The sequence below is a fragment of the Bradyrhizobium sp. SZCCHNRI3052 genome, from assembly GCF_032484895.1.
GTDB lineage: Bacteria > Pseudomonadota > Alphaproteobacteria > Rhizobiales > Xanthobacteraceae > Bradyrhizobium.
In genome coordinates this window covers 131040-156997 of the sequence record NZ_JAUETW010000009.1, presented here as the reverse complement: position 1 = coordinate 156997, position 25958 = coordinate 131040, and the positions used below count along the sequence as shown (strand labels likewise).

Here is a 25958-nt window from a genome sequence, read left to right as displayed (position 1 = left end):
TGAAAGCTTGAGGAGAAAAGCTGATGGCGGAGCCATTGGACGATTACATCGACGCCGTCGGGCGTGCATTGGCTCTGCCGATCGAGGACGCGTGGCGCCCGGCCATCCGCGCCAATCTCGAGGTCTCGCTGAAGATGGCGGAGCTGGTCGACGAATTCTCCCTGCCTGATGAAGCCGAGCCTGCCAGTGTCTTCACCGCTTAGTTCTCCCGAGATGACCGCGAGCGCCATCGCCTCCGCGGTCGCCACCCGCAAGCTCTCGGCCGTCGAGGCTACCGACGCCGCGCTGGCGCGGATTGCGGTCCGCGATGGTGTGCTCAACTCGTTCACGGACGTGACCGCCGAGCGGGCGCGTGCGAAGGCGCGTGCGGTGGATGCCGACATCGCGGCGGGCAAGCCCGTCGGTCCGCTCGCCGGCGTGCCGTTCGCGGTGAAGAACCTGTTCGACGTCGCGGGGCTGTCGACCCGCGCCGGCTCCAAGATCAACCGTGATCGAGCGCCCGCGACGCGCGACGCGACGCTGATCGAGCGCATGGAGGCGGCCGGCGCCGTCCTCGTCGGTGCGCTCAACATGGGCGAATACGCCTACGACTTCACCGGCGAGAACGTGCACGACGGCCCGTCGCGCAATCCGCATGATCCGACGCGGATGAGCGGCGGCTCGTCGGGCGGCTCGGGCAGCGCCGTCGGCGGCGGCCTGGTGCCGATCGCGCTGGGCTCCGACACCAACGGCTCGATCCGTGTGCCGTCGTCGTTCTGCGGCATCTTCGGCCTCAAGCCGACCTATGGCCGGCTGTCGCGGGCGCGCTCGTTTCCGTTCGTCATGAGCCTGGATCATCTCGGTCCGTTCGCACGCTCGGTCGAGGATCTCGCGCTTGCCTACGACGTGATGCAGGGGCCCGATGCCGACGATGCCGCGTGCACCACGCGTGCGCCGGAGCCGGTCTCAGCTTCGCTGTCGCAAGGGCTCGATGGCCTGCGCATCGCCATTGCCGGCGGCCACTTTCAGAAGAACCTGTTTCCGGAGGCCGCCGAGGCGGTCAGCCGCGTGGCGACCGCGCTCAAGGCGACCGACGTCGTCGAGGTGCCCGAAGCCGCGCGTGCTCGCGCCGCGGCCTATGTCATCAGCACGACCGAAGGCGCCTCGCTGCATCTCGACCGCTTGCGCAAGCAGCCGCAGGATTTCGATCCGGCGGTGCGCGATCGGCTGATTGCGGGGGCGATGATTCCGGCACCGATGGTCGACCGCGCGCAGAAGTTTCGCCGCTGGTACCGCGCCCGGGTGCTGGAGCTGTTCAAGTCCGTCGACGTGCTGATCGCGCCCGCAACGCCCTGCGTTGCACCCAAGCTCGGGCAGGCGACCTTCGTGCTCGACGGCGTCGAGCTGCCGGTGCGTGCCAATATCGGCATTCATACCCAGCCGATCTCGTTCATCGGGCTTCCCGTCGTCGCCGTCCCGATTCCGCTCGCGCCGATGCCCATCGGCGTGCAGATCATCGCGGCGCCCTGGTGCGAACATGTCGCATTGCGTGTGGCCCACGCCTTGCAACAGCTTGGCGTCGCCGCTGCGCCGGCCCCGCGAGGAGTTCTGGAGAATGGAAGTCGATCTGCCTGACGTCGTCGCGGAAGTCACCGCGCAGTTCCAGCGCTACGAACAGGCGCTGGTCGGCAACGACGTTGCCGTGCTCGACGAGCTGTTCAAGCAGGACTCCCGTACGCTGCGCTACGGCATCGGCGAGAACCTCTATGGCTACGGCGAGATCGCTGCATTTCGCGCCGCGCGCTCGCCGGCTGGACTGATGCGGCGGACCGCGCGCACCGTGATCACCACTTACGGCCGTGACGCCGCGGTCGCCTCGACGCTGTTCTATCGCGACACCGCGCCCGGCAAGGTCGGACGCCAGATGCAGACCTGGGTCCGGTTTCCTGAAGGCTGGAGAATCGTTGCTGCCCATGTCAGCATCATCGATGAAGCAAAGGGCGGCTAAGGATGAGCCTGGACGATCTACCGCCGCGAACGCGCCAGCGGTCCGCCCGCGACTCGGAGATCAAGCGCATCGACCGCGCGCCGCCTGCCGTCGCGAAAATCACGCGCGCCGAGGAGCTGCGCCTGCAGCTGGCCGATGAGATCGTGCGCGGCGCGCTGGCGCCGGGCGCGCCGCTGGACGAGACCGAGATCGCCAAGCGCTTCAACGTCTCGCGCACGCCGGTGCGCGAAGCGCTGCGTCAATTGGCGACTTCCGGGCTGATCGAGGCGCGTGCACATCGCGGCGCTGTCGTGGCGCGGCCGTCGGCCGACCGTCTCACCGGCATGTTCGAGGCGATGGCCGAGCTCGAGGGCCTGTGCGCTGGTCTCGCGGCGCAGCGCATGACGCCGGTCGAGCGGCAGCGGCTGGAAGCCATCCACGAGGAGCTGCGCAATCTCAGCCACGCCGGCAACCCCGAGCGCTTCCACGAGGTGAACGAGCGCTTCCACAACGCGATCTATGCCGGCGCGCACAATGCCTACATCGCCGAGATCACCTTGGCGACGCGGGTGCGCGTGCAGCCGTTCCGCCGCGCCCAGTTCCGCAATCTCGGCCGCCTCGCCAAGTCGCATGCCGAGCACGACCGCGTCGTCGTGGCCATCCTGCGCGGCGACAAGGCCGGCGCGGCGAGTGCCATGAAGGCGCACATCGAGCTGGTGCGCGGCGAATACGAGATCTACGCGGTGTCGGTATAGCTAAGCTCGCCGTCTGCCGGGTTGCCGTCATTGCCCGCGCAGCAATCCAGAGGCCTGACCGCAGCTCTGGGATTGCTTCGCTGCGCTCGCAGTGACGAAGTCGCGAGGCGATCAGCTTTTCTGCGCCATATACGCGCGCCAGCCGCCGAACTCCGAGATGTCGCGCGCGCCGTCGAGGGCGGCAGGCTCGACAAGGAAGCCCTTGGCGCTGCGGCCGTTGGCGAGCCGGATGGTGCCGATCGACAATGGCGGCGGGATGAGGTTGACGAATTTGCCGAAGCTCGCGGCCGACAGCGCCCAGAGCTCGACGGCCATTGCCGTGCCCTGGCCGTCGTCGATCCGCAGCATGCCGGGCTTGGGCGGCGTGGTCGACAGCGCGTAGAGCTTGTAGTCAGGCGCGGTGGTCGTCGCCTCGAGCAGACGTCCGCCGAGGCTCGTCAGCTCGTGATTCAATGCCATCCCTGAGAGATGCGCGCCGACGACGACGACGGCGATCTCGTCGCCATGCAGTGCCGGAGACACGGGAGCGAGCGGCGGCAGCGGGACCGGCTTGGCGCCGACCGGCAGCGCCGTGTCGGCATGGAAGGCGCGCCCGAGACTGGCGAGCGTCGCATCGCGGCCGGCTGGCGCCAGTAGGGTGATGCCGAACGGGACGCCGTCGCTGCGCATCGCAGCCGGCACCGCAAGCCCGCAGAGATCGAGCAGGTTGACGAAGTTGGTATAGGTGCCGAGCCGGCTGTTGAGCTCGATCGGATTGGCGAGCACATCCGCGGTGGTGTAGGCGGTCGGCGCCGTCGGCAGCACCAGCGCGTCGATATCGGCGAAGGTACGCTCGGCCACCTTGCGCAGCGCCTGCAGACGATAAAGCGCGGCAAAGGTGTCGGCCGCGCTGCCGCGCGCGCCGCTGATGGTGATCTCGCGCGTCACGGGGTGGATCGCATCGGGATCGGAGGCGAGCAGATCGCGGATCACGAGATAGCGCTCGGCGACCCAGGGGCCTTCATAGAGCAGCCGCGCGGTCTCGTAGAACGGCTCGAGGTCGAACTCGACGAGCTCGGCGCCAAGCTTGACGAAGCGCGCGGCGGCAGCGCTATAGGCGGCGTCCGCCGCCTTGTCGCCGAAGAAGATCAATTGCCCGGGGCGGGGAATGCCGAGCTTCACGCCCTCGGGAAATGCCGTCACGGCCCCAAGCGGCCGGTCGCGCGAGAACGGATCGAGCGGATCCGGCGCCGCCAGCACCGAGAGCGCCGCGACGGCGTCGTCGACCGTCAGCGAGAACACCGAAATGCAGTCGAGCGTGCGGCAGGCCGGCACCAAGCCGGACGTCGAGATCATGCCGAGGCTCGGCTTCAGGCCGACGATGTTGTTGAGCATTGCCGGCACGCGGCCGGAGCCCGCAGTATCCGTCCCGAGTGCGAGCGGCACGAGACCCGCGGAGACGGCGACCGCCGAGCCCGAGCTCGATCCGCCCGGAACGAGATCGGCGCGCACCGGATTTTTCGGAATGCCATAGGGCGAGCGCACGCCAACGAGGCCGGTGGCGAACTGGTCGAGATTGGTCTTGCCGATGATGATCGCGCCGGCCGCGCGCAGCCGCGCCACCGCGGTGGAATCGCGAGATGGCGTGTAGGCGAAGGCGGGGCAGGCGGCGGTGGTCGGCAGGCCCGCCACGTCGATATTGTCTTTCACCGCGACGGGCACGCCGTAGAGCGGCAGCGATCTGTCCCGGTCGGCGAGGGTTTCGGCCTCCGCGAGCGCGTCCTTCTCGCCGCGCAGGCTGATGAAGATGGCGGGGTCGTTGTGCGCGCGGATCCGGGCGTAGCAGCGCGCGATCGTGTCGCTTGGCGTTGTCAGGCCGGCGCGATGGGCGGCGACGATCTCGGCAATGGTCTCGGTCACGCGGCGCTCCGCGTCTCGTCCGAGCCCAAACTCTGGCCTGCCATTTCCTTGCGCTCCGCTTCGCCAATCCGGCTGCGAACGTAGCAAGCCATGTGCCATTGTGTACACGGCGAGGATGCGAGCCTGATAGAGAAAAATCTTGAGAGTCAGTGGGTTGCCGTGCCGTCCGAGAGGCCGTCGGGCGGTCAGATGTGGTTGCCGAAGGCGATTCGCCTAATTTGTGAGCAGGTCGGGCGCCGCAGCCGCCTAGTACCCGCGCCGATCGGCATCCCCGCCCGTGATGCGCGCAAGTCGTGCCTCGGTGGCCGAGCCGGTGCCACGGGCTGTCCGGAACGACGCAGACGTCGGGCGGCTCACCGTGGCTCCCGACGACGGCGCGTCGTCAGCCCCGCTGGGGAAGAACAGCAGCGCAACGCTGAGGCCGAGATTGACCAGGGCGCCCACCCACGTGCCGTGGTGCGATGATGTCGCCGCGTATTCGGGAAATCGGCCGGCGATCACGTAGTCCAGCACCATGACGGCGATCCAGGCCGGGATCACACAGACCGGGTCCCAGCCGATGTCGCGAAAGCGCATCGCCTGCAGCATCAGGTTCGCCACCAGGCACAGGCCGATCAGCACCACGATCGGCAGGCTCACCGTCAGCTCCGACGTCTGCGGGGCGAGGGCGGCAAGACCGACGGCCACGACCACGATCAGGACCACCGAAACCAGCGCAAGACCGAGCGAGGCGAGAAAATATTGCAGACGGCCGAGACGCGCATTGAAACCGAAAATGAACCCCAACATCCGCCTCTCCCCGCAGGCCACGCCGCAATCGGGAGCGCAGCCGACACGGCATATCAGGGCGAAATTGCCGCGCGCCTTCGCCGATAGTTAGAATTTGAAGGACCGAGTGCGACGGCGCTTTCGCGCTGCCGGATCTCATGCGGTCGAAAATATATCGTTGCTAAAGCAACTAATCTGTGGAACGATCGACCCGATCAGCAACGGAGGCGCGGGATGATCCGCGTCTCGAAGAAGGGACGGGAACGTCATGCGCAGCCTGCTCGCCGCAGGCGCGGCCGCTTGCGCGCGCGCCAACAGATTGCCGCAGCAGACGGGGCAGCCGTTCGGCGGCTCGTGCCTGAGCGGCTCAGCTCGCGCCCGTGACGGCGTCGAGATTGTCGTGGATTCGGCGCAGCAGGGTGATCAGGACTTCCCGCTCATCCTTGTCGAGACAGGCGAGCAGGCGCCGCTCGCGTTCCAGCGCGGCGACGATGACCTTGTCGTGCGTCGCGCGGCCCTTGGCCGTCAGCGAAATCGAATGGCTGCGGCCGTCCTCCGGGTCGTTGCGGATCGCGATCAGGCCGCGGCTCTTCATCAGCGCCAGGGTGCGGCTGACCGGCCCCTTGTCGAAGCCGATCACGCTGCAGATGCGCGAGGCCGGGATGCCCGGCTCGATCGCCAGCAGCGACATGATCCGCCATTCGGTGACGTTGACGCCGAAATTGCGCTGATAGAACGCGGTGGCGCTGTTCGACAGCTTGTTGGCGATGAAGGTGATGAAGGCCGGCACATAGCGGTCGAGATCGAGCGTGAGGCCGTGCCCCTCAGCTTCGCGCGGCTGCGCCTTGCGCGGCGTCCCGGATTTCTCGCTCATGATCCCCAGCGTCCATGCATCGCCACTCATACGGATACGAAAAGCCGCATGACAAGGCCAAACTTCGGGAGCTCCGCATGAACCCAACAGGTCTTTCCCCCGCTGCCGGCGTGGCGCCGGTCATCCCGCACCTCGCCATCGACCCGTTCTCGTATGAATTCTTCGACGATCCCTATCCAGCGCATCAGGAGATGCGCGAGGCCGGCCCCGTCATCCATCTGGACGCGTGGAACGCCTACGGCGTCGCCCGCTACGCCGAGGTCTATGCCGTCCTCAACGATCCCCAGACGTTCTGCTCCAGCCGCGGCGTGGGCTTGAGCGACTTCGCCAAGGAGAAGCCGTGGCGGCCGCCGAGCCTGATCCTCGAGGCGGATCCGCCGGCGCATACGCGCACCCGCGCCGTGCTGAGCAAGGTGCTGTCGCCGGCCGTCATGAAGCGGCTGCGCGACGGCTTCATGGCGGCGGCCGAGGCCAAGATCGACGAGCTTGTAGGCCGGGGCTCGTTCGATGCCGTCCCCGATCTCGCCGAGGCCTATCCGCTGTCGGTGTTTCCCGATGCGCTCGGGCTGAAGCCGGAGGGGCGCGAGCATCTCATTCCCTATGCGAGCCTGGTGTTCAACGCGTTCGGCCCGCCGAATGAGCTGCGCCAGCAGGCGATCGAGCGCTCGGCGCCGCACCAGGCCTACGTCATGGAGCAGTGTCAGCGCGACAATCTCACGCCCGGCGGCTTCGGCTCCTGCATCCACGCCTTCAGCGACAGCGGCGAGATCACGCCGGCTGAGGCGCCGTTGCTGGTGCGCTCGCTGCTGTCGGCCGGCCTCGACACCACCGTCTACGGCATCGGCGCCGCGGTGTATTGCCTGGCGCGCTTCCCCGATCAATGGGCGCGGCTGCGCGCCGATCCGTCGCTGGCGCGCAACGCGTTCGAGGAGGCCGTGCGGTTCGAAAGCCCGGTGCAGACCTTCTTCCGCACCACCACGCGTGACGTCGAACTCGGCGGCGTCACGATTCCCGAGGGCGAGAAGGTGCTGATGTTCTTAGGTAGCGCCAATCGCGACCCGCGCCGCTGGGAGCAGCCGGACAGCTACGACATCACCCGAAAAGTATCCGGCCATGTCGGCTTCGGCTCGGGCATCCACATGTGCGTCGGCCAGCTCGTCGCGCGGCTCGAAGGCGAGGCGGTGCTGACGGCGCTCGCCCGCAAGGTCGGGAGCGTCACGATGAGCGGCGAGCCGAAGCGCCGCTACAACAACACGCTGCGCGGGCTGGAGAGCCTGCCGGTCACCTTTACTCCAGCCTGAGCTGTACCATGACCACGATCACCTTCATCCATCCCGACAACCGCAGCGAAAGCGTGGAGGCCGAGGACGGCGCCAGCGTCATGCTGGCGGCGCTGACCCACGGCATCGACGGTATCGTCGCCGAATGCGGCGGCAACGCCGTCTGCGCCACCTGCCACGTCTATGTCGACGACGCCTGGACCGGGAAGCTCGATCCCGTGTCCGACGATGAGGATGCGCTGCTGGACGGCACCGCAGCCGAACGGCGGCCGAACAGCCGGCTGTCCTGCCAGATCAAGGTGCAGCCGGCGCTGGCCGGACTGGTGGTGCGCATTCCGGATCGGCAGAGCTGATTTCGCAACTGGAGACGATCTCCAGTCGCAACGACAACAATCAAACAAGCAACACACGGGGAAGGACATCATGAAGCAGCTGAATTCGTGCGCGCTGGCGCTGGTCGCAATAGTCTGCCTTGCGGGCGCGGCGCGGGCCGGCGAGATCTCGGACAATGTCGTACGCGTCGGCGTGCTCAACGACATCTCCGGCATCTTCCAGGATACCAACGGCATGGGCTCGGTCGAGGCCGCGCGCATGGCGGCGGAGGATTTCAACGGCGGCGGTAAAGGCATCAAGGTCGAGATCGTCTATGCCGATCACCAGAACAAGGCCGATGTCGGCTCGGCAATCACGCGCAAATGGCTCGATGTCGACAAGGTCGATGCCGTCGTCGACGTGCCCAACTCGGCCGTGGGCCTCACCGTCAACGAGCTCTTGCGCAACAGCCGGATGACGTTCCTGGCCTCGTCGACCGCCAGCTCCGATCTCACCGGCAAGGCGTGCTCGCCGAACACCATTCAGTGGGTCAACGACGCCTGGGCGACCGGCAACACCACGGCGGCTGCGATGATGGGCCGTGGCGGCAAGGACTGGTACTTCATCACGGTCAACTACGCGCTCGGGCAGGGCATCGAGGCGGAGGCCACCAACTACATCGAGAAGCACGGCGGCAAAGTGCTGGGCTCGGCCAAGCATCCGCTCGGCACGACGGACTTCGCCTCGTTCCTGCTGCAGGCGCAGGGCTCGAAGGCCAAGGTGATCGGCCTGGCGAATGCCGGCGGCGACACCATCAATGCGGTCAAGCAGGCGTCCGAGTTCGGCATCCAGCAGGGCGGCCAGTCGCTGGTCGCGTTCCTGCTGTTCATCAACGATATCCACGGCATGGGCTTGAAGGCGGCGCAGGGCCTGCAACTGCTCGAGGCCTTCTACTGGGACATGGACGACGATACCCGCGCCTTCGCCAAGCGCTTCGCAGCGCGCCCCGGCATGAACGGCAAGATGCCGAGCGGCAACCAGGCGGGCGTCTATGCCTCGACGCTTGCCTATCTCAACGCGGTCGCTGCCACTGGCAGCGATGATGCCAAGGACGTCGTGCCGCAGATGAAGACGGTGAAGGGCAAGGACAAGCTGTTCGGCGATGTGACGATCCGGGCCGACGGCCGCGTGGTGCACCCGATGTATCTGTTCGAGGTGAAGAAGCCGGAGGAGTCGAAATATCCTTACGACTACTATCGTCTGGTCTCGACGATTCCGGCCGAGCAGGCGTTCCGGCCGATTGCGGACGGTGGGTGTGCGCTGGTGAAGTGATGCGTTCGTAGGGTAGCGAGCAAGTGATATCTACAAGTGACATCTAGAAGTAGATGCCGCGAGAGCCGCTGCTCTTCAGTTGCTCCGTCATGCCCCGGGCTTGTCCCGGGCATCCACGTCGAGCGGCGACTGTCGAGCCGCGTGGATGGCCAGGACAAGCCCGGCCATGACGGCGTGGGGAAGGCGACTTCCTCTCTCATGACCTTCTTCCCGCCTCTGCCGCCTGCTGTGCTGCAGTATCCTTAACACGCACTATAGTTCTTGCCTTTGCCCGTTTCCGGGAATTATGGTGCATGGGTCGATGGCGCGCAGGATGAGCACCGCGCGAATGCTGCGGCGAAACGCCGCCGCAGGTCGTGCTGCTGCGTGGCGGCGACAAAACAACGATAAGAACGATTTGTTTGAGGGGAGGGAAGACCATGAAGAGCTTCTGGCTGGCGAGCGCCGCGGCGCTGCTGTTTTCGAGCACCGCCTTTGCCGGCGACACCATCAAGATCGGCTTCGTCTCGACGTTCAGCGGTCCGACCGCCGTGATCGGCAACGACATGCGCAACTCGTTCGAGCTCGCGCTCGACCATCTCGGCCGCAAGATCGACGGCAAGCCGGTCGAGGTGATCTACGAGGACGACCAGCAGAAGCCTGACGTCGGCAAGCAGAAGACCGAGAAGCTGGTGCAGTCCGACAAGGTCGATTTCATCGTCGGCTACATCTGGTCGAACGTGCTCTTGGCCTCGCTGAAGACCGCGGTGGATTCCCAGACCTTTCTGATCTCGGCCAATGCCGGCCCGTCGCAGCTCGCCGGCGAATTGTGCTCGCCCTACGTGTTCTCGACCTCCTGGCAGAACGACCAGACGCCCGCCGCGATGGGCCTCTACATGAACCAGAAGGGCGTCAAGTCGGTGTTCCTGATCGGGCCGAACTATGCGGCCGGCAAGGACATGCTGGCCGGCGTCAAGAGCACCTTCAGGGGCCAGGTCGTCGGCGAGGAATACACGGTGTGGCCGAGCCAGCTCGACTTCTCCGCCGAGCTCTCCAAGGCGCGCGCCTCGGGCGCCGAATCCATCTTCGTGTTCTATCCCGGCGCGGCCGGCGTGCAATTCCTCAATCAATATTCGCAGGCCGGCCTCAAGGAGAAGATGCCGCTCTACACCGCCTTCACCGTCGACGAATTGTCGCTGCCGCTGCAGAAGGACAATGCGATCGGCGTGCCCGGCGCCCAGGAATGGGTCAACGACCTGCCCAACGAGCAGAACAAGAAGTTCGTCGCCGACTACCGCAAGAAATACACCGGCCTGCGTCCGACCTATTACGGCGCCCAGGCCTACGATGCGGCCCAGCTGATCAACAGCGCCGTGGTTGCGGTCAAGGGCGACACGTCCAAGAAGGACGCGATGAAGGCCGAGATGGAGAAGGCCAACTTCAAGTCGCTGCGCGGCTCCTTCAAGTTCGGCAACAATCACATCCCGATCCAGAACTTCTACCTGCAGGACGTGGTCAAGGACACCGAGGGCCAGCTCTCGCTGAAGACGGTCGCCACCATCGTCGAGAACGACCAGGACCGCTTCCACGACAAGTGCCCGATGAAGTGAGCGAAAAGAATTCCGAGCCAGAGGACGAAACAGGCCTGGAATTTGCTTGAAGCTTAAAACATCTCCGGCCTAAGATCGGGACGGACATGGCGGCAGCGCCTGGAACGGGTTCTGCCGCCGTCTTTTTGAGCGTGAAGTGAGGGGCATGCTTCTCGTCGTCGAACAATTCCTGAACGGGCTGCAGTTTGGACTGCTGCTGTTCCTGCTGGCCGCCGGCCTGACGCTGGTGTTCGGCATCATGGACTTCGTGAACCTGGCCCACGGCTCGCTCTACATGATGGGCGCCTATTTCGCGGCGACCTTCGTGGCCTGGACCGGCAACTTCGTGCTCGGCGCCGTCATGGCACTGGGAGCCACGCTTCTGCTCGGTATCGTGCTCGAATTCACGGCACTGCGCCATCTCTATGGGCGCGATCACCTTGATCACGTGCTCGCGACGTTCGGCCTGATCCTGTTCTTCAACGAGGCCGTCCGGCTGATCTGGGGCCCGGCGGGACTGGCGCTGCCGCTGCCGTCCTGGCTCGCCTTCCCGGTCACGATCCTGCCCGGCATCCAATATCCCGCCTATCGGCTCGCGATCATCGTCGTGGCGCTGCTGGTGGCGCTGCTGCTCTATCTCGGCGTGATGCGGACGCGGATCGGCATGCTGATCCGGGCCGGCGCCTCCAACCGCGAGATGATCGGTGCGCTCGGCATCAACATCAAGCTGCTCTATACGCTGGTGTTCGGCCTCGGCGCCGCGCTCGCCGGCCTGGCCGGGCTGATGCAGGCGCCGATCCTCACGGTGCAGATCGGCATGGGCGAGAACATCCTGATCCTCGCCTTCGTCGTCATCGTGATCGGCGGCATTGGTTCGATCCGCGGCGCCTTTATCGCGGCGATCATGATCGGCCTGATCGATACCATGGGCCGCGCCTTCCTGCCCAATCTGCTGCGCCAGGTGCTGAACTCGGCAGCAGCTTCCACTGCGGCGCCGGCGATGTCGTCGATGCTGATCTACCTCCTGATGGCGATCGTGCTGGTGGCGCGGCCTGAAGGTCTGTTTCCGGCCAACCGCAGATGAAATCCTCGCTCAACGTTTCGACCATCGTGGCCATCATCGTCGTGGCCGGCCTGGTGCTGCTGCCGGTCTATTCGAACCTCTCCGGCAACATCTTCATCCTCACGCTGTTCACCCGCATCGTGATCCTGGCGCTGGCGGCCGTCAGCCTCAACCTGATCATGGGCTACGGCGGCATGATGAGCTTCGGCCATGCCGCCTATCTCGGCATCGGCGGCTACGCCGTCGGCATCCTGGCGCAGGAGGGCATCGGCTCCGGCTATGCCCAGTTCGCGGTCGCCATCGCGGTTTCGGCGCTCTATGCGCTGGTCATAGGCGCGCTCTCCTTGCGTACCCGCGGCGTCTATTTCATCATGATCACGCTGGCCTTTGCGCAAATGGCCTACTACGTCGCGTCCGGCCTCGCCCGTTACGGCGGGGATGACGGGCTCACCGTCTACAAGCGCAGCGATTTCGGCGGCCTGATCAATCTCGGCAACCGCGTGCAGTTCTATTATCTCTGCCTGTTCTGCCTGCTTGCCGTCGTGGTCCTGATCTGGCGGATCGTCAATTCGCGCTTCGGCCTCGTGCTGCAGGGCCTGCGCTCCAACGAGCAGCGCATGCAGGCGATCGGCTTCCCGTCGAAGCGCTACAAGCTGGCGTGCTTCGTCATCGCCGGCATGCTCTGTGGCCTGTCCGGCGCGCTGCTTGCCAACAACACCGATTTCGTCAGCCCTGCCGTGATGTACTGGACCCGCTCCGGCGACCTCATGGTGATGGTCATCCTCGGCGGCATGGGCACCCTGATGGGGCCGGTCGTCGGCTCGGTCGTGTTCCTGGTGCTGGAAGAGGTGCTGTCGCAGATCACCGAATATTGGGCGCTGATCATGGGGCCGCTGCTGCTCCTGATCGTGCTGTTCGGCCGCGGCGGCATCATGGGCATGCTCGGGAGGTTGAACCGTGGCTGAACCTCTGCTTCGCGTCGACAATCTCGTGCGCCGGTTCGGCGGCATCGTCGCGACTGATCACGTCTGTCTCGACGTTGCCAAGGGCGAGATCCACGCCATCATCGGGCCGAACGGCGCCGGCAAGACCACGCTGATCAGCCAGCTCACCGGCCACCTGGCGCCGCATGCGGGTCGCATTTTCCTAGGGGGTCGCGACATCTCGCATTTCCCCGCCTATAAGCGCAGCGCGCTGGGGCTGGCGCGTTCGTTCCAGATCACCTCGTTGCTGACCGACTTCACCGCGGCCGACAATGTCGCGCTTGCGGCGCAAGCCCATGACGGCAAGCACTCGTTCCGTTTCTTCGCCGCCGCGCGCAAGGACAAGCCGCTGCGTGCCGCCGCGCAGGCCGCGCTGGAGCGCGTCGGTCTCGGCCATCGCGCCGACGTGCTGGTGTCGAAGCTCAGCCATGGCGAGCAGCGCGAGCTGGAGCTCGCCGTCGCGCTCGCGACCAAGCCGCAGCTCCTGCTGCTCGACGAGCCGATGGCCGGCCTGGGGGTGACCGAGTCACAGCGCATGGTGAAGCTGCTGAACGAGCTGCGCAAGGAAGTGTCGATCGTGCTGGTCGAGCATGACATGGAGGCGGTGTTCGCGCTCGCCGACCGCATCTCGGTCCTCGTCTATGGCCGCATCATCGCCTCGGGCAGACCGGACGAGATCCGGCAGAACGAGGAGGTCAAGCGCGCCTATCTCGGCGATCAGCATGTGGTGGTCGGCCATGGTTGATCTGGGGACAAGCGCCATGCTGCTCGAGGTCGACGGCATCGAGACCTGTTACGGCCTGAGCCAGGTCTTGTTCGGCCTGTCGTTGGCGATCCGTCCCGGCGAGATGGTCTCGCTGATGGGCCGCAACGGCATGGGCAAGACCACCACGATCCGCTCGATCATGGGTCTGACCCAGGCGCGCGCCGGCCTGATCCGCTTCAGCGGTCAGGAGACACGAAAGCTGCCGTCCTACAGGATTGCTCAGCTCGGCATCGGCCTGGTGCCGGAGGGACGGCAGATCTTTCCGAATCTGACCGTCACCGAGAATCTCGTGGCGGCCTCGGCCAACCGGCTCGGCGCGTCCGATCCCTGGACGCTCGACAAGATCCACGCCTTGTTTCCGCGGCTCGCCGAACGCGGCAGCAACATGGGCAACCAGCTCTCCGGCGGCGAGCAGCAGATGCTGGCGATCGGCCGGGCGCTGATGACCAACCCGAAACTCCTCATTCTCGACGAGGCGACCGAGGGTCTGGCGCCGTTGATCCGAGAGGAGATCTGGAACTGCCTGTCGCTGCTGAAATCGCGCGGGCAGTCGATCCTGGTGATCGACAAGAATGTCGAGCATCTGACCCGCATCTGCGACCGCCACTACATCATCGAGCGTGGCCGCACCGTGTGGCATGGCACGTCGGAGCAACTGATGGCCGAGCCGGAGCTGCAGCACCGCTATCTGGGTATTTGAGGCGGCGCGCTGCCGGCTATTCCGACGTGGAAGCGGATTGACTCAAATCAACATCGCGTCGGGCGTCGGGCGTAGATTTTGACTGCTGCCCCGACATGCGCTGATTTTTCGCATTGAGGTGCGGCTTGGACGGGATTAATTTTCCAGGGTAGTAGTTTGTTTTTCCTTTTATCAGAGGTTGAACAAATGCGTGCACCTCGTATCCGAATCGAATCACCACAGAAGGCCGTGGCCGGCTTGCGCGGCTTCTGGTCTGGTCATTCCGACCTTGAGACGGGGCTGTGTCTCGCCTTCATGCTGATCGTCGGAGTCATCGTGAAAATGACACCGCCACTCTAGACCTCAGCGACGGAACGGGATGTACTTCTGGTACTCCTTCGGCACCCGGCTGCGATAGCGCGACGGCACCGTGCCGCTGCGCAGGGAGTCCTCGACTTCCTTGCGCGTGCTGGTCCTCGTCCGCTTCTTCTTCGGCGCGGCCGCCTCGCTGGCCGGCTTGGCGTCGCCAGGTTTCTCGGCCGAGGCGGCTGGTGCCGGAGTGGCTGTCGGGATGGGGCTCGCGGCGGGAGCAGGTTGCGCCGGCGTATCGGGAGCGGGCGCGCTCTGCGCGAAGGCTGCCTCGGCGGCGAGGCTGAGAGCCAGAATGGTTGCCAATGCGATCCCGGAAGACCTGATCATATCAACGAGACTCCAAGCCACTGCGACTGACGGGCCTGCCTGATGATGTCGCCCCCGTGCACCGGACGGTTCATGCTGTCGTTGCATGGCCGGCGTCGGCTGATGCGCCACCTCGCCCAAGAAGAATTCTGAGTGCCGAATTTTTGAGCACAGCGTGCCGCCGGTTCCGTTGAATCGCAAGCATTTTTCCCTGGCACGCGGATTGCTCCCCTCGTTGCTCAGAGTTGGCAGCTAGGGTTCCGGTTCTCCATCGAGAATGCTGGTCCGAGAGCAGCCGCCAGGGGAGAGCCCTGGTGCACGGCGGGATAAAAACCCGGGAGACCTCAGTGGCCGCGCTTGGCAGGCACGAGGTTCTTCATGCCAGTCCGCGGTCAGAAAACCGATGAGGGACTGGACATGGGAAAAGCGCGAAATCTGTTTGTTGCACTGCTCGCTGCATCGACGCTGGCGACCGCATCGCTGTCATCCGCGTCAGCTGAGAAGAAGAAGGAATTCAACATCGCCTGGACGATCTATGTCGGCTGGATGCCGTGGCCCTATGCGGCCGAGTCCGGCATCGTCAAGAAGTGGGCGGACAAATACGGCATCTCGATCAAGATCACGCAGATCAACGACTACGTCGAGTCGATCAACCAGTACACCGCCGGCAAGTTCGACGGCGTCACCGTCACCAACATGGATGCGCTGACCATCCCCGCTGCCGGCGGCGTCGACACGTCGGCCATCATCATGGGCGACTACTCCAACGGCAATGACGGTGTCGTGCTGAAGAAGGGCAAGACCATGGCCGACATCAAGGGCCAGAAGGTCAACCTCGTCGAGCTCTCGGTGTCGCACTATCTGCTGGCGCGCGGCCTCGAGACCGCGAAACTGTCCGAGAAGAACATCAAGACCGTCAACACCTCCGACGCCGACATCGTCGCCGCCGCGAAGTCGCCGGACACGACGGCCGTGGTCACCTGGAATCCGCAACTACTGGAGGTGAAGGCCGAGCCGGGGGCAACGCTGGTGTTCGATTCCAGCAAGATCCCCGGCGAGATCGAGGATCTCCTGGTCGTCAACAGCGCGACGCTCAAGGACAATCCGGAGCTCGGCAAGGCGCTGGTCGGCATCTGGTACGAGACCATCGCGCTGATGAAGGACCAGAGCGAGAAGGGCAAGGCCGCGCGCGAGGCGATGGCCAAGCTGTCGGGCACCGATCTCGCCGGCTTCGAGACCCAGCTCAAGACGACGTTCATGTACTACGAGCCGAAGGACGCGCTCGCCTTCGTGACCGGACCGGAATTGCCCAAGATCATGGATCTCGTGCGCACCTTCTGCTTCGATCACAACCTGCTTGGCGAGAACGTGAAGTCGAAGGACGCGGTCGGCATCTCCACGCCGACGAAGGCGCTGGGCGCGGCCAGCAATGTCAAGCTGCGCTTCGATCCGACCTTCATGAAGATGGCGGCCGAAGGGAAGCTCTGATCCGCTTCCTGGACCGCCGCCGGTGCCACCCCTCATCCTGAAGAGCTTGCGCGAGCGCAAGCATCTCGAAGGATGAGGCCCACATCGGGGCCTCATGGTTCGAGACGGCGCTGACGCGCCCCTCACCATGAGGACTGAGGGAGCCTGTTGATGCCGCGTGCCATGAACGTCGTTCCGAACCGGGGCAGCCGGCTGTTGCTGGCCCTGTTGCCGTTCCTGCTGATGGCGCTGATCTACGTGGTCGGATCGGCGCAGCGGCGCGCGGACAATCCCGACGACAAGCTGCTGCCGCCGGTCTCCGAGATGGTCGCGACCTCCAAGCGGCTCGCGACCGAGCCGGATCGCCGCGCCGGCGACTACGTGCTGTGGTCCGACACGTCGGCGAGCCTGCAGCGCCTCGCGCTCGGCCTCGGCATTTCCGCTGCCATCGGCCTCGTGCTCGGCCTCGCCATCGGATTGCTGCCGGTGGCCGGCGCCGGCTTCGGCACGCTGATTGCGGTGCTGTCGATGATCCCGCCGATGGCGGTGCTGCCGGTTCTGTTCATCGTGTTCGGCCTCGGTGAGCTGTCCAAGGTGGTGCTGATCATCATCGGCGTCACGCCGACCCTGGTGCGCGACCTCTCGCTCGAGGTGCAGAACATGCCGCGCGAGCAGCTGATCAAGGCGCAGACCCTGGGCGCCTCGACCTGGCAGGTCGCGATCCGCGTTGTGTTGCCGCAGATCACGCCACGCCTGATCCAGGGGTTGCGGCTCATGATCGGGCCCGCCTTCCTGTTCCTGATCTCGGCCGAGGCGATCGCCTCCGATGTCGGGCTCGGCTACCGCATCTTCCTGGTCCGGCGCTATCTCTCGATGGATGTGATCCTGCCCTACGTCGTCTGGATCACGTTGCTTGCCTACATCCTCGACTACGCGCTGGTCTGGTTCGGACGGCACGCCTTTCCCTGGGCATATGCGCGAGGGAGCCGCTGATGAGCACGCTCTCCTTCCGCAACGTCTGGGTCGAATACGGCAACCAGGTCGTGCTCGAGCGCATCAATCTCGAGATCACCTCCGGCACGTTCCTGTCGATCGTCGGCCCGTCCGGCGCAGGCAAGAGCACCTTCCTGCGCCTGATCCTCGGCCAGGAGAGGCCGAGCCAGGGCGCGGTGCTGCTCGACGGCCGGCCGTTTCCGGCCGAGCCCGGACCGGACCGCGGCATCGTGTTCCAGCGCTACTCGGTGTTCCCGCATTTGACCGTGCTCGGCAACGTGCTGCTCGGCTACGAGCTTGCCGGCAGCCCGTTCACGGCGCGGCTGTTCGGATCGGCGCGCAAGGCGGCGATGGAGAAGAGCCTCGCGCTGATCGAGGCCGTCGGCCTGGCCGAGCATCGCGACAAATACCCAAGCGCGTTGTCCGGCGGCATGCAGCAGCGCCTGGCGATCGCGCAGGCCCTGGCGAAGCAGCCGCGCGTGCTGCTGCTCGATGAGCCCTTCGGCGCGCTCGATCCCGGCACCCGGGCCCAGATGCATGCGCTGATCAAGCCGCTGTGGCGCGAGCACAACATGACCATCGTGATGGTCACCCACGACATCAAGGAGGCGTTCGGCCTCGCCACGCGGCTGATCGCGCTCGACCGGCCGCGCAAGGATCCGCAGGCGCCGGAGCGGTTCGGCGCGCGCATCACCTACGATCTCGATCTCACCCGCGACAGCGCCGTGCCCGTGCTCGGATTCATCCGCGCCAGCCTGCAGGCGACGCAATAGTCGGTTCAAGAAACGTCGAAAGAAACGAAGGAGAGTCTTCATGTCATTCCCATTCATGCGCCGGTCGCGCCGCGCCGGATTGCACTCGCAGCGCCGGAGCATGCGCCGTCACCATCCGGACTTCGATAAGATGGCCACGCAAGGCTGGCAGGCGCTGGAGGCCGAGGGCAAGCTGCCGACCAACGGCTGGCGCAAGGAGCGGCAATGGGCGCTCGACATGGGCCTGCCCGGCGCCGACACGCTGACGGATCGCGACATCCCGACCTTCGCCCGCGGCGAGCTGCCGCATTTCGCCGGCATCAACACCTTCATGAAGGCGCCGTATGTCGAGAACGTCCGTGACGTCGGCAAATACGACGCCGCGGTGATCGGCATCCCCTTCGATTCCGGCACCACCTATCGGCCGGGCACCCGCTTCGGGCCGCAGGGCATCCGCCGCATCTCCGCGCTCTACACGCCCTACAACTACGAGCTCGGCGTCGACCTGCGCGAGCAGATGACCTTGTGCGATGCCGGCGACGTCTTCACGATTCCCGCCAATCTGGAAAAGAGCTTTGACCAGATCAGCCGCGGCGTCGCGCATGTGTTCTCGTCCGGCGCGCTGCCGATCATGCTCGGCGGCGATCACTCGATCGGCTTCCCCTGCGTGCGCGGCATCGCGCAGTGCACCGACAAAAGGATCGGCATCATCCATTTCGACCGCCACATCGACATCCAGGAGAAGGATCTCGATGAGCGCATGCACACCACGCCCTGGTACTGGGCGACCAACCTGCCGAACGTCTCGCCGACCAATCTGGTGCAGCTCGGCATCGGCGGCTGGCAGGTGCCGCGCGAGGGCGTCGAGGTCGCGCGCAAGCGCAATACCAACGTGCTGACGATCGCCGATATCGAGAAGATCGGGCTGGAGAAGACCGCCGAGATCGCGCTCGAGCTGGCCTGGAAGGATGCCGACGCGGTCTACATCTCGTTCGACGTCGACTCCATCGATTGCGGCTTCGTGCCCGGCACCGGCTGGCCGGAGCCCGGCGGCTTCCTGCCGCGCGAGGCGCTCAAGCTGCTCGGCCTCGTCGCCGCCGAGGGCCTGTGCGGCCTCGAAGTGGTCGAGGTCTCGCCGCCCTACGACACCTCCGACATCACCGCGCTGATCGGCGTCCGTGTCGTCGTCGAGGCGCTCGGCTCGATGGTCGCCCACGGCAAGCTTGGCAGCCACAAGCATATCATCAACAAGCCGGTCAGCTACTGAGGTCCGCGATGCGTCATCATCACCACCATCACGACCATCATCACGACCACGACCATCCGACGCATGGCCCCGGCCACAACCATCCGCACGGCCACCGTTCGCCGGTGCAATGGCAGACGCCGCATCAGCCTGAGGGCGCCAAGCCCGCGCCGGTCGTCGAGCCCGATCTCGACAAGGTCGAAGCTGCCTTCGTCGACGGCTTCATCGCCGCGCCCGATCCGACCAGCTTCCTGCGGCTGGCCCGCATCCCGTTCGAGATCCTGCGCGACGGCACGAGCCTGAAGCTGCTGCGCGTCGAGATCGACGCGCTGACCGATGTCGGCAGCCTCACCCCGCATCTCGGCGGCAGCACCTTCCGCTACGATCCGCTGCCGTCGAACTTCATCTCCCGCCGCCGCCGCCTGCGCTTCGTCTATTTCGATGGCGCCAGCCTCAAGCCGCTGACCTATGCGGAGCTGCGGGAGATCGAGTGACCAGCTCAGAACTCAAGGCAGCGGCGTTCGCTTGAGCGCCGCTGCAAGCGCCTCGAAGCGACCGGTGACTTCCGGCAGCACGAATGCGCGCACGGTCGAGGCCGCCGCGACGCCGATCACCAGCACGATGACATATTGGGCGGCGAGCAGCAGCGTGACGCGCCGGAGCCAGTGCGATCGCGGGCGCTCGGCGGCGCGCGCCGCGACCGGCGGCGGCGCATCGGAGGCGATCAGCCAGTCATCGTGCTCTTGCGAGGATTCGGACATTGCTCAGTGCCCCGAGAGCAATTGCTCAAGGCGCGATTTGAGCTGCCTGTTGGCGCGCTCCTGCAGGCGCAAGGCGCGCGCCGTTTCGAGATCGATCACCTCGCCATCGTCGTGAAGGAAGGCGAGGCCGGCGCCCGCGCCGTCGCGCCACACCATCTGCGCCGGTCGTGACCATCCGCGCCGTTCGATGCTGATCTCGACGCGGTCCGGCAGCAGCACGCTGCCCTCGAGCTCGACCTTGACGCCGCGGTGGTTGAAATTGCGCACGACGCAGGCCAGCGTCGAGCAGCCTGAATTGAAGGTCAGCACGCCGCCATAGTAGACGCGCTGGCGAGCCTCGCGACGACGATTTTGCATCCCACGTCCTCCAGTGACTTAACGATTGATTAATCAATCGGAGGGTGTGTGGCGAGTCTCGCCGGTATTGAAATGTGGGTGGTGGTTAATGCGTACCGGACGCTTGCGGCGCGATCGAAGTCGCACGACGTCTCACGCCCGCGCGAACATCCGGGCGTCGCCAGTCAGCACCGGCTTCACGGCTTCGCCCAGCCGTGCGGCCGCCGCTTCGACCGACAGTCCCGCCGTATCGACCACCGCATTGGCCCTCGCGTACAGGGGCTCGCGGCTCGCCAGGATGTTGCGCAGCTCGGCCATCGCCGAGCGGTCGTCGGCCATCGGGCGGAGGTCGCCCTGCTTACGCACGCGCCCCATGTGCTCCTCCGGCTCGGCCTTGAGCCAGATGGTGTAGAACGAGGTCAGGATCAGGTCGAAGGTGACCGGCTCGGAGACGATGCCGCCGCCGGTCGCCAGCACCATCGGCTCCTTGCGCGCGAGCAGTTGCACCAGGGCGGCCTGCTCCATGCGGCGAAAGCCTTCCTGGCCGTAGAGCGCGATGATCTCGGCAACCGAAAGCCCGTTCTGCCGCTCGATCTCCTTGTTCAGCTCGACGAAGCTCCAGCCGATCCGCTCCGCCAGCATCTTGCCGAGCGTCGACTTGCCGGCACCGCGCAGGCCGATCAACGCAATGCCTGAGAACGAACGCCGCAGCGGCGCCGATGCGCCCCCGGCAAGCAGCTCCTTGACCTCGGCGATCTGGCTCGGGCTCGCCTTCTTCAGGAGATCGCGAATGACCGGCCAGTCCGGCGATGGCTCGCCGCCGGGGATGATGTCGTCGAGCGGCGCGTTGATCGCGTTGGCGATGCGGCGCAGCAGCACGATCGAGACATTGCCCTTGCCGCTCTCGAGCTGGGCGATGTAGCGCTCGGAAATCCCGGAGACCTCGGCCAGCACCTTGCGCGACATGCCGGCGAGGCCGCGCATCCGCCGCACCCGCTGGCCCAGCTGGTCGAGGAAATCGGTCTCGGCCGCGGACTGGCCGTCGTCGCGCGGGGCATCGCTGTGTGGCGTCATATCCCTGAGGCACTCTTTTGAGTAGGAAACATAATGCCGGGGAGGATTGACAGCAAGCGATGTTGGTGGCCTTGTATGAATTATAATTCAAAAATCCGGGGAGAATGCCGTGAAGTCGTACAATGCGGTATCGTGGCTGCTTGACCGCAATGTCGAGGCGGGGCGCGGCGACAAGCTCGCCTACACGGACACGGTCTCGGAGCTGACCTATCGCGGTCTGCAACAGCAGACCTGCCGCGTCGCCAACATGCTGCGCCGCCTTGGCGTCCGCCGCGAGGAGCGCGTGGCGATGATCATGCTCGATACGGTGGATTTCCCCGCGGTGTTTCTTGGCGCCATGCGCGCGGGCGTCGTCCCGGTGCCGCTCAACACGCTGCTGACCTCTGAACAATACGCGTATGTGCTCGCCGACTGCCGCGCCCGCGTGCTGTTCGTGTCCGAGGCGCTGTATCCGGTGGTGAAGGACATTGTCGGCCGGATGCCGGATCTCGATTGCGTCGTCGTGTCCGGCGCCAATGCCTTCGGCCACAAGCTGCTCACCGAGGAGCTCGCGCGCGAGAGCGATCAGTTCGACACGGTCGCGACCCACGAGGATGAGCCTGCGTTCTGGCTGTATTCATCCGGTTCGACCGGCATGCCCAAAGGCGTGCGCCATCTGCACGGCAATCTCGCCGCAACGGCCGAGACCTATGCCAGCCAAGTGCTCGGCATCCGCGAGAGCGATGTCTGTCTGTCAGCCGCAAAGCTGTTCTTCGCCTATGGCCTCGGCAATGCGCTGACCTTCCCGCTGTCGGTCGGCGCAACCACGATCCTCAACTCCGAGCGCCCGACGCCGGCGCTGATGTTCAAGCTCCTCAACCGCTACAATCCGACCATCTTCTACGGCGTGCCGACCTTGTTCGCCGCGATGCTGCACGATGAGTCGCTGCGCCATGAGAAGGCCGGCAGCGCTCTGCGCATCTGCACCTCGGCCGGCGAGGCGCTGCCGGAATCGGTCGGCAATGCCTGGAAGGCGCGGTTCGGCGTCGACATTCTCGATGGTGTCGGCTCGACCGAGCTGCTGCACATCTTCCTGTCCAACGTGCCCGGGGACATCAAATACGGCTCATCGGGGCGCCCCGTGCCGGGCTATCAGGTTCGTCTTGTCAACGAGGCCGGCCAGGACGTGCCGGACGGCGAGGTCGGCGAGATGCTGGTGCATGCACCGTCCGCCGGCGAGGGCTACTGGAATCAGCGCCACAAGACCCGCTCGACGTTCGAGGGCTATTGGACGCGCACCGGCGACAAATATGTCCGCGACGCCGACGGGCGCTACACCTTCTGCGGCCGCTCCGACGACATGTTCAAGGTCTCCGGCATCTGGGTGTCGCCGTTCGAGGTCGAGAGCGCGCTGATCACGCATCCCTCGGTGCTCGAGGCTGCCGTGGTGCCGGAAGCCGATCCGGAGGGGCTGTTGAAGCCGAAGGCCTATGTCGTGCTGCGCCCGAGCGTCGATCGCTCGACCCTGCACGAGGCACTGAAGGAACACGTCAAGCAGAAGATCGGCCCGTGGAAATATCCGCGCTGGATCGAGGTGGTGGAGTCCTTGCCGAAAACCGCGACCGGCAAGATCCAGCGCTTCAAGCTGCGTGAGGGAGCGGGTCAGTAGTTGGCCCCCACTCTCGGAGTGGTCCTACTCTTGGTTGTCGTCATGGCCGGGCTTGACCTGGCCATCCATTCCGCCTCGACAGGAAAGACGTGGATGCCCGGGTCAAGCCGGGCATGACGAAGGAGAGAGTGACCCGTGCAGCTTTCATCGAACGGCTTCCTCACCATCGATTCCGCCGATCTCGAATATCGCCTGATCGGTCCGCAGCCCTCTGACGCTCCGTGCATCGTGCTGCTGCATGAAGGGCTCGGCTCGGTCGGGTTGTGGGGCGACTTTCCCGACAAGCTCCAGCAAGCCACCGGCGTTTCCGTGTTCGTCTATTCGCGCGCGGGCTACGGCGCCTCCAGCCCGGTGTCTCTGCCGCGGCCGCTCGACTACATGCAGCGCGAGGCGCGCGATGTGCTGCCGAAGCTGCTCGATCAAATCGGCTTTCAGCGCGGTCTTCTCGTCGGCCATTCCGATGGTGCGTCGATCGCGGCGATCTACGGGGGCAGCCACGCCGACCATCGCCTCGACGGCATCGTGCTGATCGCGCCGCATGTGGTCGTTGAGGACATCTCTGTGTCGTCGATCGCCGCGATCAAGACCACTTACGAAACCACGGAACTGCGCACCAAGCTCGGCCGCTGGCACAAGGACGTCGACAACGCGTTTTACGGCTGGAACGGCGCCTGGCTCGATCCGGCATTCCGGGCCTGGGATATCACCGGCGACCTCGCCTACATCCGCGTTCCCGTGGTCGTGATCCAGGGCGTCGACGACCAGTACGGCACCATCCGCCAGGTCGAGACCATCCAGGAGGAGTGCTACTGCCCGGTCGAGGTGACGATGCTGCCCAACACCGGCCATTCCCCGCATCGCGAGGCGCCGGACGCCACCTTGCGGGTCATTGCCGAGTTCGCGGCCGCGACCTTGCCGGCCCCGGCATCACGAACATGAAACAAAGTGCATGTTTCGGCTTTTTGTCGTAGACGACAGCCATAACATGAATTATTGTGCATCTCAACGATAAGCACTCCAACGAAGGGTGACACATGGCCGGGGAAGACCGCGTGCTCGCGGGAGGCAAGACGTTCATCGATTTTCAGACCGATCCCTCCCGCTACAAACATTGGAAGCTCTCGATCGATGGCGAGGTGGCGACGCTCGCCATGGACGTCGACGAGAATGGCGGCCTGTTCGAGGGCTACCAGCTCAAGCTCAATTCCTATGATCTCGGCGTCGACATCGAGCTCGCCGACGCCGTGCAGCGGCTGCGCTTCGAGCACCCGCAAGTGAAGGTCGTGGTGCTGCGCTCGGCCAAGCCGCGCGTGTTCTGCGCCGGCGCCAACATCCGCATGCTTGCGGGCGCGACCCACGCCCACAAGGTGAACTTCTGCAAGTTCACCAATGAGACCCGCAATGGCTTCGAGGATTCATCCGAGAATTCCGGCCAGCGCTTCATCACCGTGGTGAACGGCACCGCGGCCGGCGGCGGCTATGAGCTCGCGCTCGCCACCGATCACATCATCCTCGCCGATGACGGCTCGTCGTCGGTGTCGCTGCCGGAAGTGCCGCTGCTCGCGGTGCTGCCGGGTACCGGCGGTCTCACCCGCGTCGTCGACAAGCGCAAGGTCCGCCGCGATCGCGCGGACGCGTTCTGCACCACGGAGGAGGGGGTCAAGGGCAAGCGCGCCGTGCAATGGCGCCTCGTCGACGAGATCGCGCCGAACTCCAAGGTCGATGCCAAGGTGGCCGAGCGCGCCAAGGAATTCGCAGCCGCCTCCAAGCGCAACGGCAGCGGCAAGGGCGTCGCGCTGACGCCGCTGAAGCGCGTCATCGATGCGTCGAGCGTGCGCTACGGCTTCGTCAATGTCGACATCGACCGCACGGCCCGCATCGCCACGATCACCATCTCGGCTCCCGAGGCCGCGCCACCTGCGGACATCGACGGCATGATCGGGCAGGGCGCTTCCTTCTGGCCGCTGCAGGTCGCGCGCGAACTCGATGACGCCATCCTGCATCTGCGCATCAACGAGCTCGGCATCGCCATGCTGGTGTTCAAGTCGCATGGCGATCGCGCCCAGGTGCTCGCGCATGACGCGTTCCTTGAGGCCAACAAGGCGCACTGGCTGGTCAACGAGGTCAGGCATTACTGGAAGCGGGTGCTGAAGCGCATCGACGTCACCTCGCGCACGCTGGTCACGCTGGTCGAGCCCGGTTCCTGCTTCGCCGGCACGCTCGCCGAGCTGGTGTTCGCTTCCGACCGCTCCTACATGCTGATCGGCACCATCCAGGGCGACAACCGCCCGGCGCCGGCGATCGAACTGTCGGCGATGAATTTCGGGCCCTATCCGATGAGTCACGGCCTGACCCGGCTGGAGTCGCGCTTCCTCGCCGATCCCACCGATCTCGCGCGTGTGCGTGAGCAGGTCGGCAAGCCGCTCGAAGCCGATGAGGCCGAGGAGCTCGGCCTCGTGACCTTCGCGCTGGATGACATCGATTGGGGGGACGAGATCCGCGTCTTCCTCGAGGAGCGCGCCAGCTTCTCGCCCGACAGCCTCACGGGTCTCGAAGCCAATCTGCGCTTCGCCGGCCCCGAGACGATGGAATCGAAGATCTTCGCCCGCCTCACCGCCTGGCAGAACTGGATCTTCCAGCGGCCCAACGCGGTCGGCGAGGAGGGCGCACTCCGGCGCTACGGCACCGGCGAGCGGCCGCAATATGACATGACGCGCGTGTAGTTATCATCCGTCATGGCCGGGCTTGACCCGGCCAT

Annotated in this window: 27 protein-coding genes and 1 riboswitch; of the genes, 20 read left to right on the top strand and 7 right to left on the bottom strand. The window is 65.5% G+C overall.

From position 1 onward, the window contains the following. Nucleotides 1-23: 23 nt before the first annotated feature. Genes QW887_RS23750 through QW887_RS23735 form a run of 4 tightly spaced genes read left to right on the top strand, consistent with a single transcriptional unit; the run spans nucleotide 24 to nucleotide 2721 of the window. On the top strand, nucleotides 24-203 hold the full coding sequence (locus tag QW887_RS23750; RefSeq protein ID WP_316173232.1) for a DUF4089 domain-containing protein: 180 nt from the start codon (nucleotides 24-26) through the stop codon (nucleotides 201-203). A 10-nt stretch (nucleotides 204-213) separates the two neighbouring features. Next, nucleotides 214-1614, top strand: a complete 1401-nt coding sequence (locus QW887_RS23745; RefSeq protein WP_316173638.1) for an AtzE family amidohydrolase — start codon at nucleotides 214-216, stop codon at nucleotides 1612-1614. Next, entirely contained in the window at nucleotides 1595-1987 is a 393-nt protein-coding gene (gene hpxZ / locus QW887_RS23740; protein WP_315717110.1) for an oxalurate catabolism protein HpxZ, read from the top strand. Before QW887_RS23745 ends, hpxZ begins: the two co-directional genes overlap by 20 nt. A 2-nt stretch (nucleotides 1988-1989) precedes the next feature. Beyond that, nucleotides 1990-2721: a GntR family transcriptional regulator gene (locus tag QW887_RS23735; RefSeq protein WP_315717111.1), complete on the top strand. Its 732-nt coding sequence runs from the start codon at nucleotides 1990-1992 to the stop codon at nucleotides 2719-2721. A gap of 111 nt (nucleotides 2722-2832) precedes the next feature. Here QW887_RS23735 and atzF read toward each other — a convergent pair whose 3' ends face one another. The 3 genes from atzF to QW887_RS23720 form a co-directional block, all read right to left on the bottom strand. Next, entirely contained in the window at nucleotides 2833-4620 is a 1788-nt protein-coding gene (atzF, locus tag QW887_RS23730; protein ID WP_316195083.1) for an allophanate hydrolase, read from the bottom strand. A 246-nt stretch (nucleotides 4621-4866) separates the two neighbouring features. After that, the gene (locus QW887_RS23725) at nucleotides 4867-5406 is read right to left on the bottom strand and encodes a DUF805 domain-containing protein (RefSeq protein ID WP_409999279.1); all 540 of its coding nucleotides are present in this window, start codon (nucleotides 5404-5406) and stop codon (nucleotides 4867-4869) included. A gap of 349 nt (nucleotides 5407-5755) precedes the next feature. Further along, nucleotides 5756-6262: a MarR family winged helix-turn-helix transcriptional regulator gene (locus tag QW887_RS23720; RefSeq protein ID WP_315717116.1), complete on the bottom strand. Its 507-nt coding sequence runs from the start codon at nucleotides 6260-6262 to the stop codon at nucleotides 5756-5758. 77 nt (nucleotides 6263-6339) lie between these two features. On the opposite strand from QW887_RS23720, the gene QW887_RS23715 reads away from it, so the two are divergent. From QW887_RS23715 to QW887_RS23680, 8 genes are all read left to right on the top strand, one after another. Continuing rightward, nucleotides 6340-7563, top strand: a complete 1224-nt coding sequence (locus QW887_RS23715) for a cytochrome P450 (protein ID WP_316195081.1) — start codon at nucleotides 6340-6342, stop codon at nucleotides 7561-7563. A gap of 8 nt (nucleotides 7564-7571) precedes the next feature. Then, complete coding sequence (locus QW887_RS23710) at nucleotides 7572-7895, top strand: 2Fe-2S iron-sulfur cluster-binding protein (RefSeq protein WP_315717118.1); 324 nt, start codon at nucleotides 7572-7574, stop codon at nucleotides 7893-7895. A gap of 70 nt (nucleotides 7896-7965) precedes the next feature. Beyond that, nucleotides 7966-9186, top strand: a complete 1221-nt coding sequence (locus QW887_RS23705; protein WP_315717119.1) for an ABC transporter substrate-binding protein — start codon at nucleotides 7966-7968, stop codon at nucleotides 9184-9186. A gap of 419 nt (nucleotides 9187-9605) precedes the next feature. Next, nucleotides 9606-10775: an ABC transporter substrate-binding protein gene (locus tag QW887_RS23700; RefSeq protein WP_315751197.1), complete on the top strand. Its 1170-nt coding sequence runs from the start codon at nucleotides 9606-9608 to the stop codon at nucleotides 10773-10775. A 145-nt stretch (nucleotides 10776-10920) separates the two neighbouring features. Then, the gene (locus tag QW887_RS23695) at nucleotides 10921-11838 is read left to right on the top strand and encodes a branched-chain amino acid ABC transporter permease (protein ID WP_315751198.1); all 918 of its coding nucleotides are present in this window, start codon (nucleotides 10921-10923) and stop codon (nucleotides 11836-11838) included. Then, nucleotides 11835-12782 (top strand): branched-chain amino acid ABC transporter permease, encoded by a 948-nt coding sequence (locus tag QW887_RS23690; protein ID WP_315827950.1) that lies wholly within the window; start codon nucleotides 11835-11837, stop codon nucleotides 12780-12782. The genes QW887_RS23695 and QW887_RS23690 overlap by 4 nt, the downstream gene beginning before the upstream one ends. Then, complete coding sequence (locus QW887_RS23685; RefSeq protein ID WP_315717123.1) at nucleotides 12775-13545, top strand: ABC transporter ATP-binding protein; 771 nt, start codon at nucleotides 12775-12777, stop codon at nucleotides 13543-13545. The genes QW887_RS23690 and QW887_RS23685 overlap by 8 nt, the downstream gene beginning before the upstream one ends. 16 nt (nucleotides 13546-13561) lie before the next feature. Next, entirely contained in the window at nucleotides 13562-14266 is a 705-nt protein-coding gene (locus QW887_RS23680; RefSeq protein ID WP_315751202.1) for an ABC transporter ATP-binding protein, read from the top strand. 342 nt (nucleotides 14267-14608) lie between these two features. Here the strand turns inward: QW887_RS23680 and QW887_RS23675 are convergent, their stop codons facing one another. Further along, nucleotides 14609-14944, bottom strand: coding sequence for a hypothetical protein (locus tag QW887_RS23675; RefSeq protein WP_316195079.1), 336 nt, complete (start codon nucleotides 14942-14944; stop codon nucleotides 14609-14611). Between the two features lie 220 nt (nucleotides 14945-15164). Beyond that, a riboswitch (guanidine-I (ykkC/yxkD leader) is annotated at nucleotides 15165-15266 on the top strand. A 74-nt stretch (nucleotides 15267-15340) separates the two neighbouring features. On the opposite strand from QW887_RS23675, the gene QW887_RS23670 reads away from it, so the two are divergent. The 5 genes from QW887_RS23670 (at nucleotide 15341) to QW887_RS23650 (ending at nucleotide 19875) form a co-directional block, all read left to right on the top strand. Next, nucleotides 15341-16411 carry a putative urea ABC transporter substrate-binding protein gene (locus QW887_RS23670; protein ID WP_315717125.1) on the top strand — a complete coding sequence of 357 codons (1071 nt, stop codon included), beginning with the start codon at nucleotides 15341-15343 and terminating at the stop codon, nucleotides 16409-16411. Between the two features lie 150 nt (nucleotides 16412-16561). Beyond that, nucleotides 16562-17383 carry an ABC transporter permease gene (locus QW887_RS23665; RefSeq protein ID WP_316195077.1) on the top strand — a complete coding sequence of 274 codons (822 nt, stop codon included), beginning with the start codon at nucleotides 16562-16564 and terminating at the stop codon, nucleotides 17381-17383. Further along, a complete protein-coding gene (locus tag QW887_RS23660; RefSeq protein ID WP_316195075.1) occupies nucleotides 17383-18156 on the top strand; it encodes an ABC transporter ATP-binding protein in 774 nt (257 codons plus the stop codon). Before QW887_RS23665 ends, QW887_RS23660 begins: the two co-directional genes overlap by 1 nt. 40 nt (nucleotides 18157-18196) lie before the next feature. Further along, complete coding sequence (locus QW887_RS23655; RefSeq protein WP_316195073.1) at nucleotides 18197-19402, top strand: agmatinase family protein; 1206 nt, start codon at nucleotides 18197-18199, stop codon at nucleotides 19400-19402. 104 nt (nucleotides 19403-19506) lie between these two features. Next, nucleotides 19507-19875 (top strand): hypothetical protein, encoded by a 369-nt coding sequence (locus QW887_RS23650; RefSeq protein ID WP_316195164.1) that lies wholly within the window; start codon nucleotides 19507-19509, stop codon nucleotides 19873-19875. A 12-nt stretch (nucleotides 19876-19887) separates the two neighbouring features. On the opposite strand, the gene QW887_RS23645 is transcribed toward QW887_RS23650, so the two are convergent. The 3 genes from QW887_RS23645 to QW887_RS23635 form a co-directional block, all read right to left on the bottom strand. Then, a complete protein-coding gene (locus QW887_RS23645) occupies nucleotides 19888-20142 on the bottom strand; it encodes a hypothetical protein (RefSeq protein WP_316173223.1) in 255 nt (84 codons plus the stop codon). Between the two features lie 3 nt (nucleotides 20143-20145). Next, nucleotides 20146-20499: a PilZ domain-containing protein gene (locus tag QW887_RS23640; protein WP_315717130.1), complete on the bottom strand. Its 354-nt coding sequence runs from the start codon at nucleotides 20497-20499 to the stop codon at nucleotides 20146-20148. A 132-nt stretch (nucleotides 20500-20631) separates the two neighbouring features. Then, nucleotides 20632-21552: a helix-turn-helix transcriptional regulator gene (locus QW887_RS23635; protein ID WP_315717131.1), complete on the bottom strand. Its 921-nt coding sequence runs from the start codon at nucleotides 21550-21552 to the stop codon at nucleotides 20632-20634. Nucleotides 21553-21661: 109 nt separating this feature from the next. On the opposite strand from QW887_RS23635, the gene QW887_RS23630 reads away from it, so the two are divergent. The 3 genes from QW887_RS23630 (at nucleotide 21662) to boxC (ending at nucleotide 25923) form a co-directional block, all read left to right on the top strand. After that, entirely contained in the window at nucleotides 21662-23200 is a 1539-nt protein-coding gene (locus QW887_RS23630) for a benzoate-CoA ligase family protein (protein ID WP_316173222.1), read from the top strand. 135 nt (nucleotides 23201-23335) lie between these two features. Further along, on the top strand, nucleotides 23336-24139 hold the full coding sequence (locus tag QW887_RS23625) for an alpha/beta hydrolase (protein WP_315751226.1): 804 nt from the start codon (nucleotides 23336-23338) through the stop codon (nucleotides 24137-24139). Nucleotides 24140-24234: 95 nt separating this feature from the next. After that, a complete protein-coding gene (gene boxC / locus QW887_RS23620; RefSeq protein WP_316195071.1) occupies nucleotides 24235-25923 on the top strand; it encodes a 2,3-epoxybenzoyl-CoA dihydrolase in 1689 nt (562 codons plus the stop codon). Nucleotides 25924-25958: the final 35 nt, after the last annotated feature.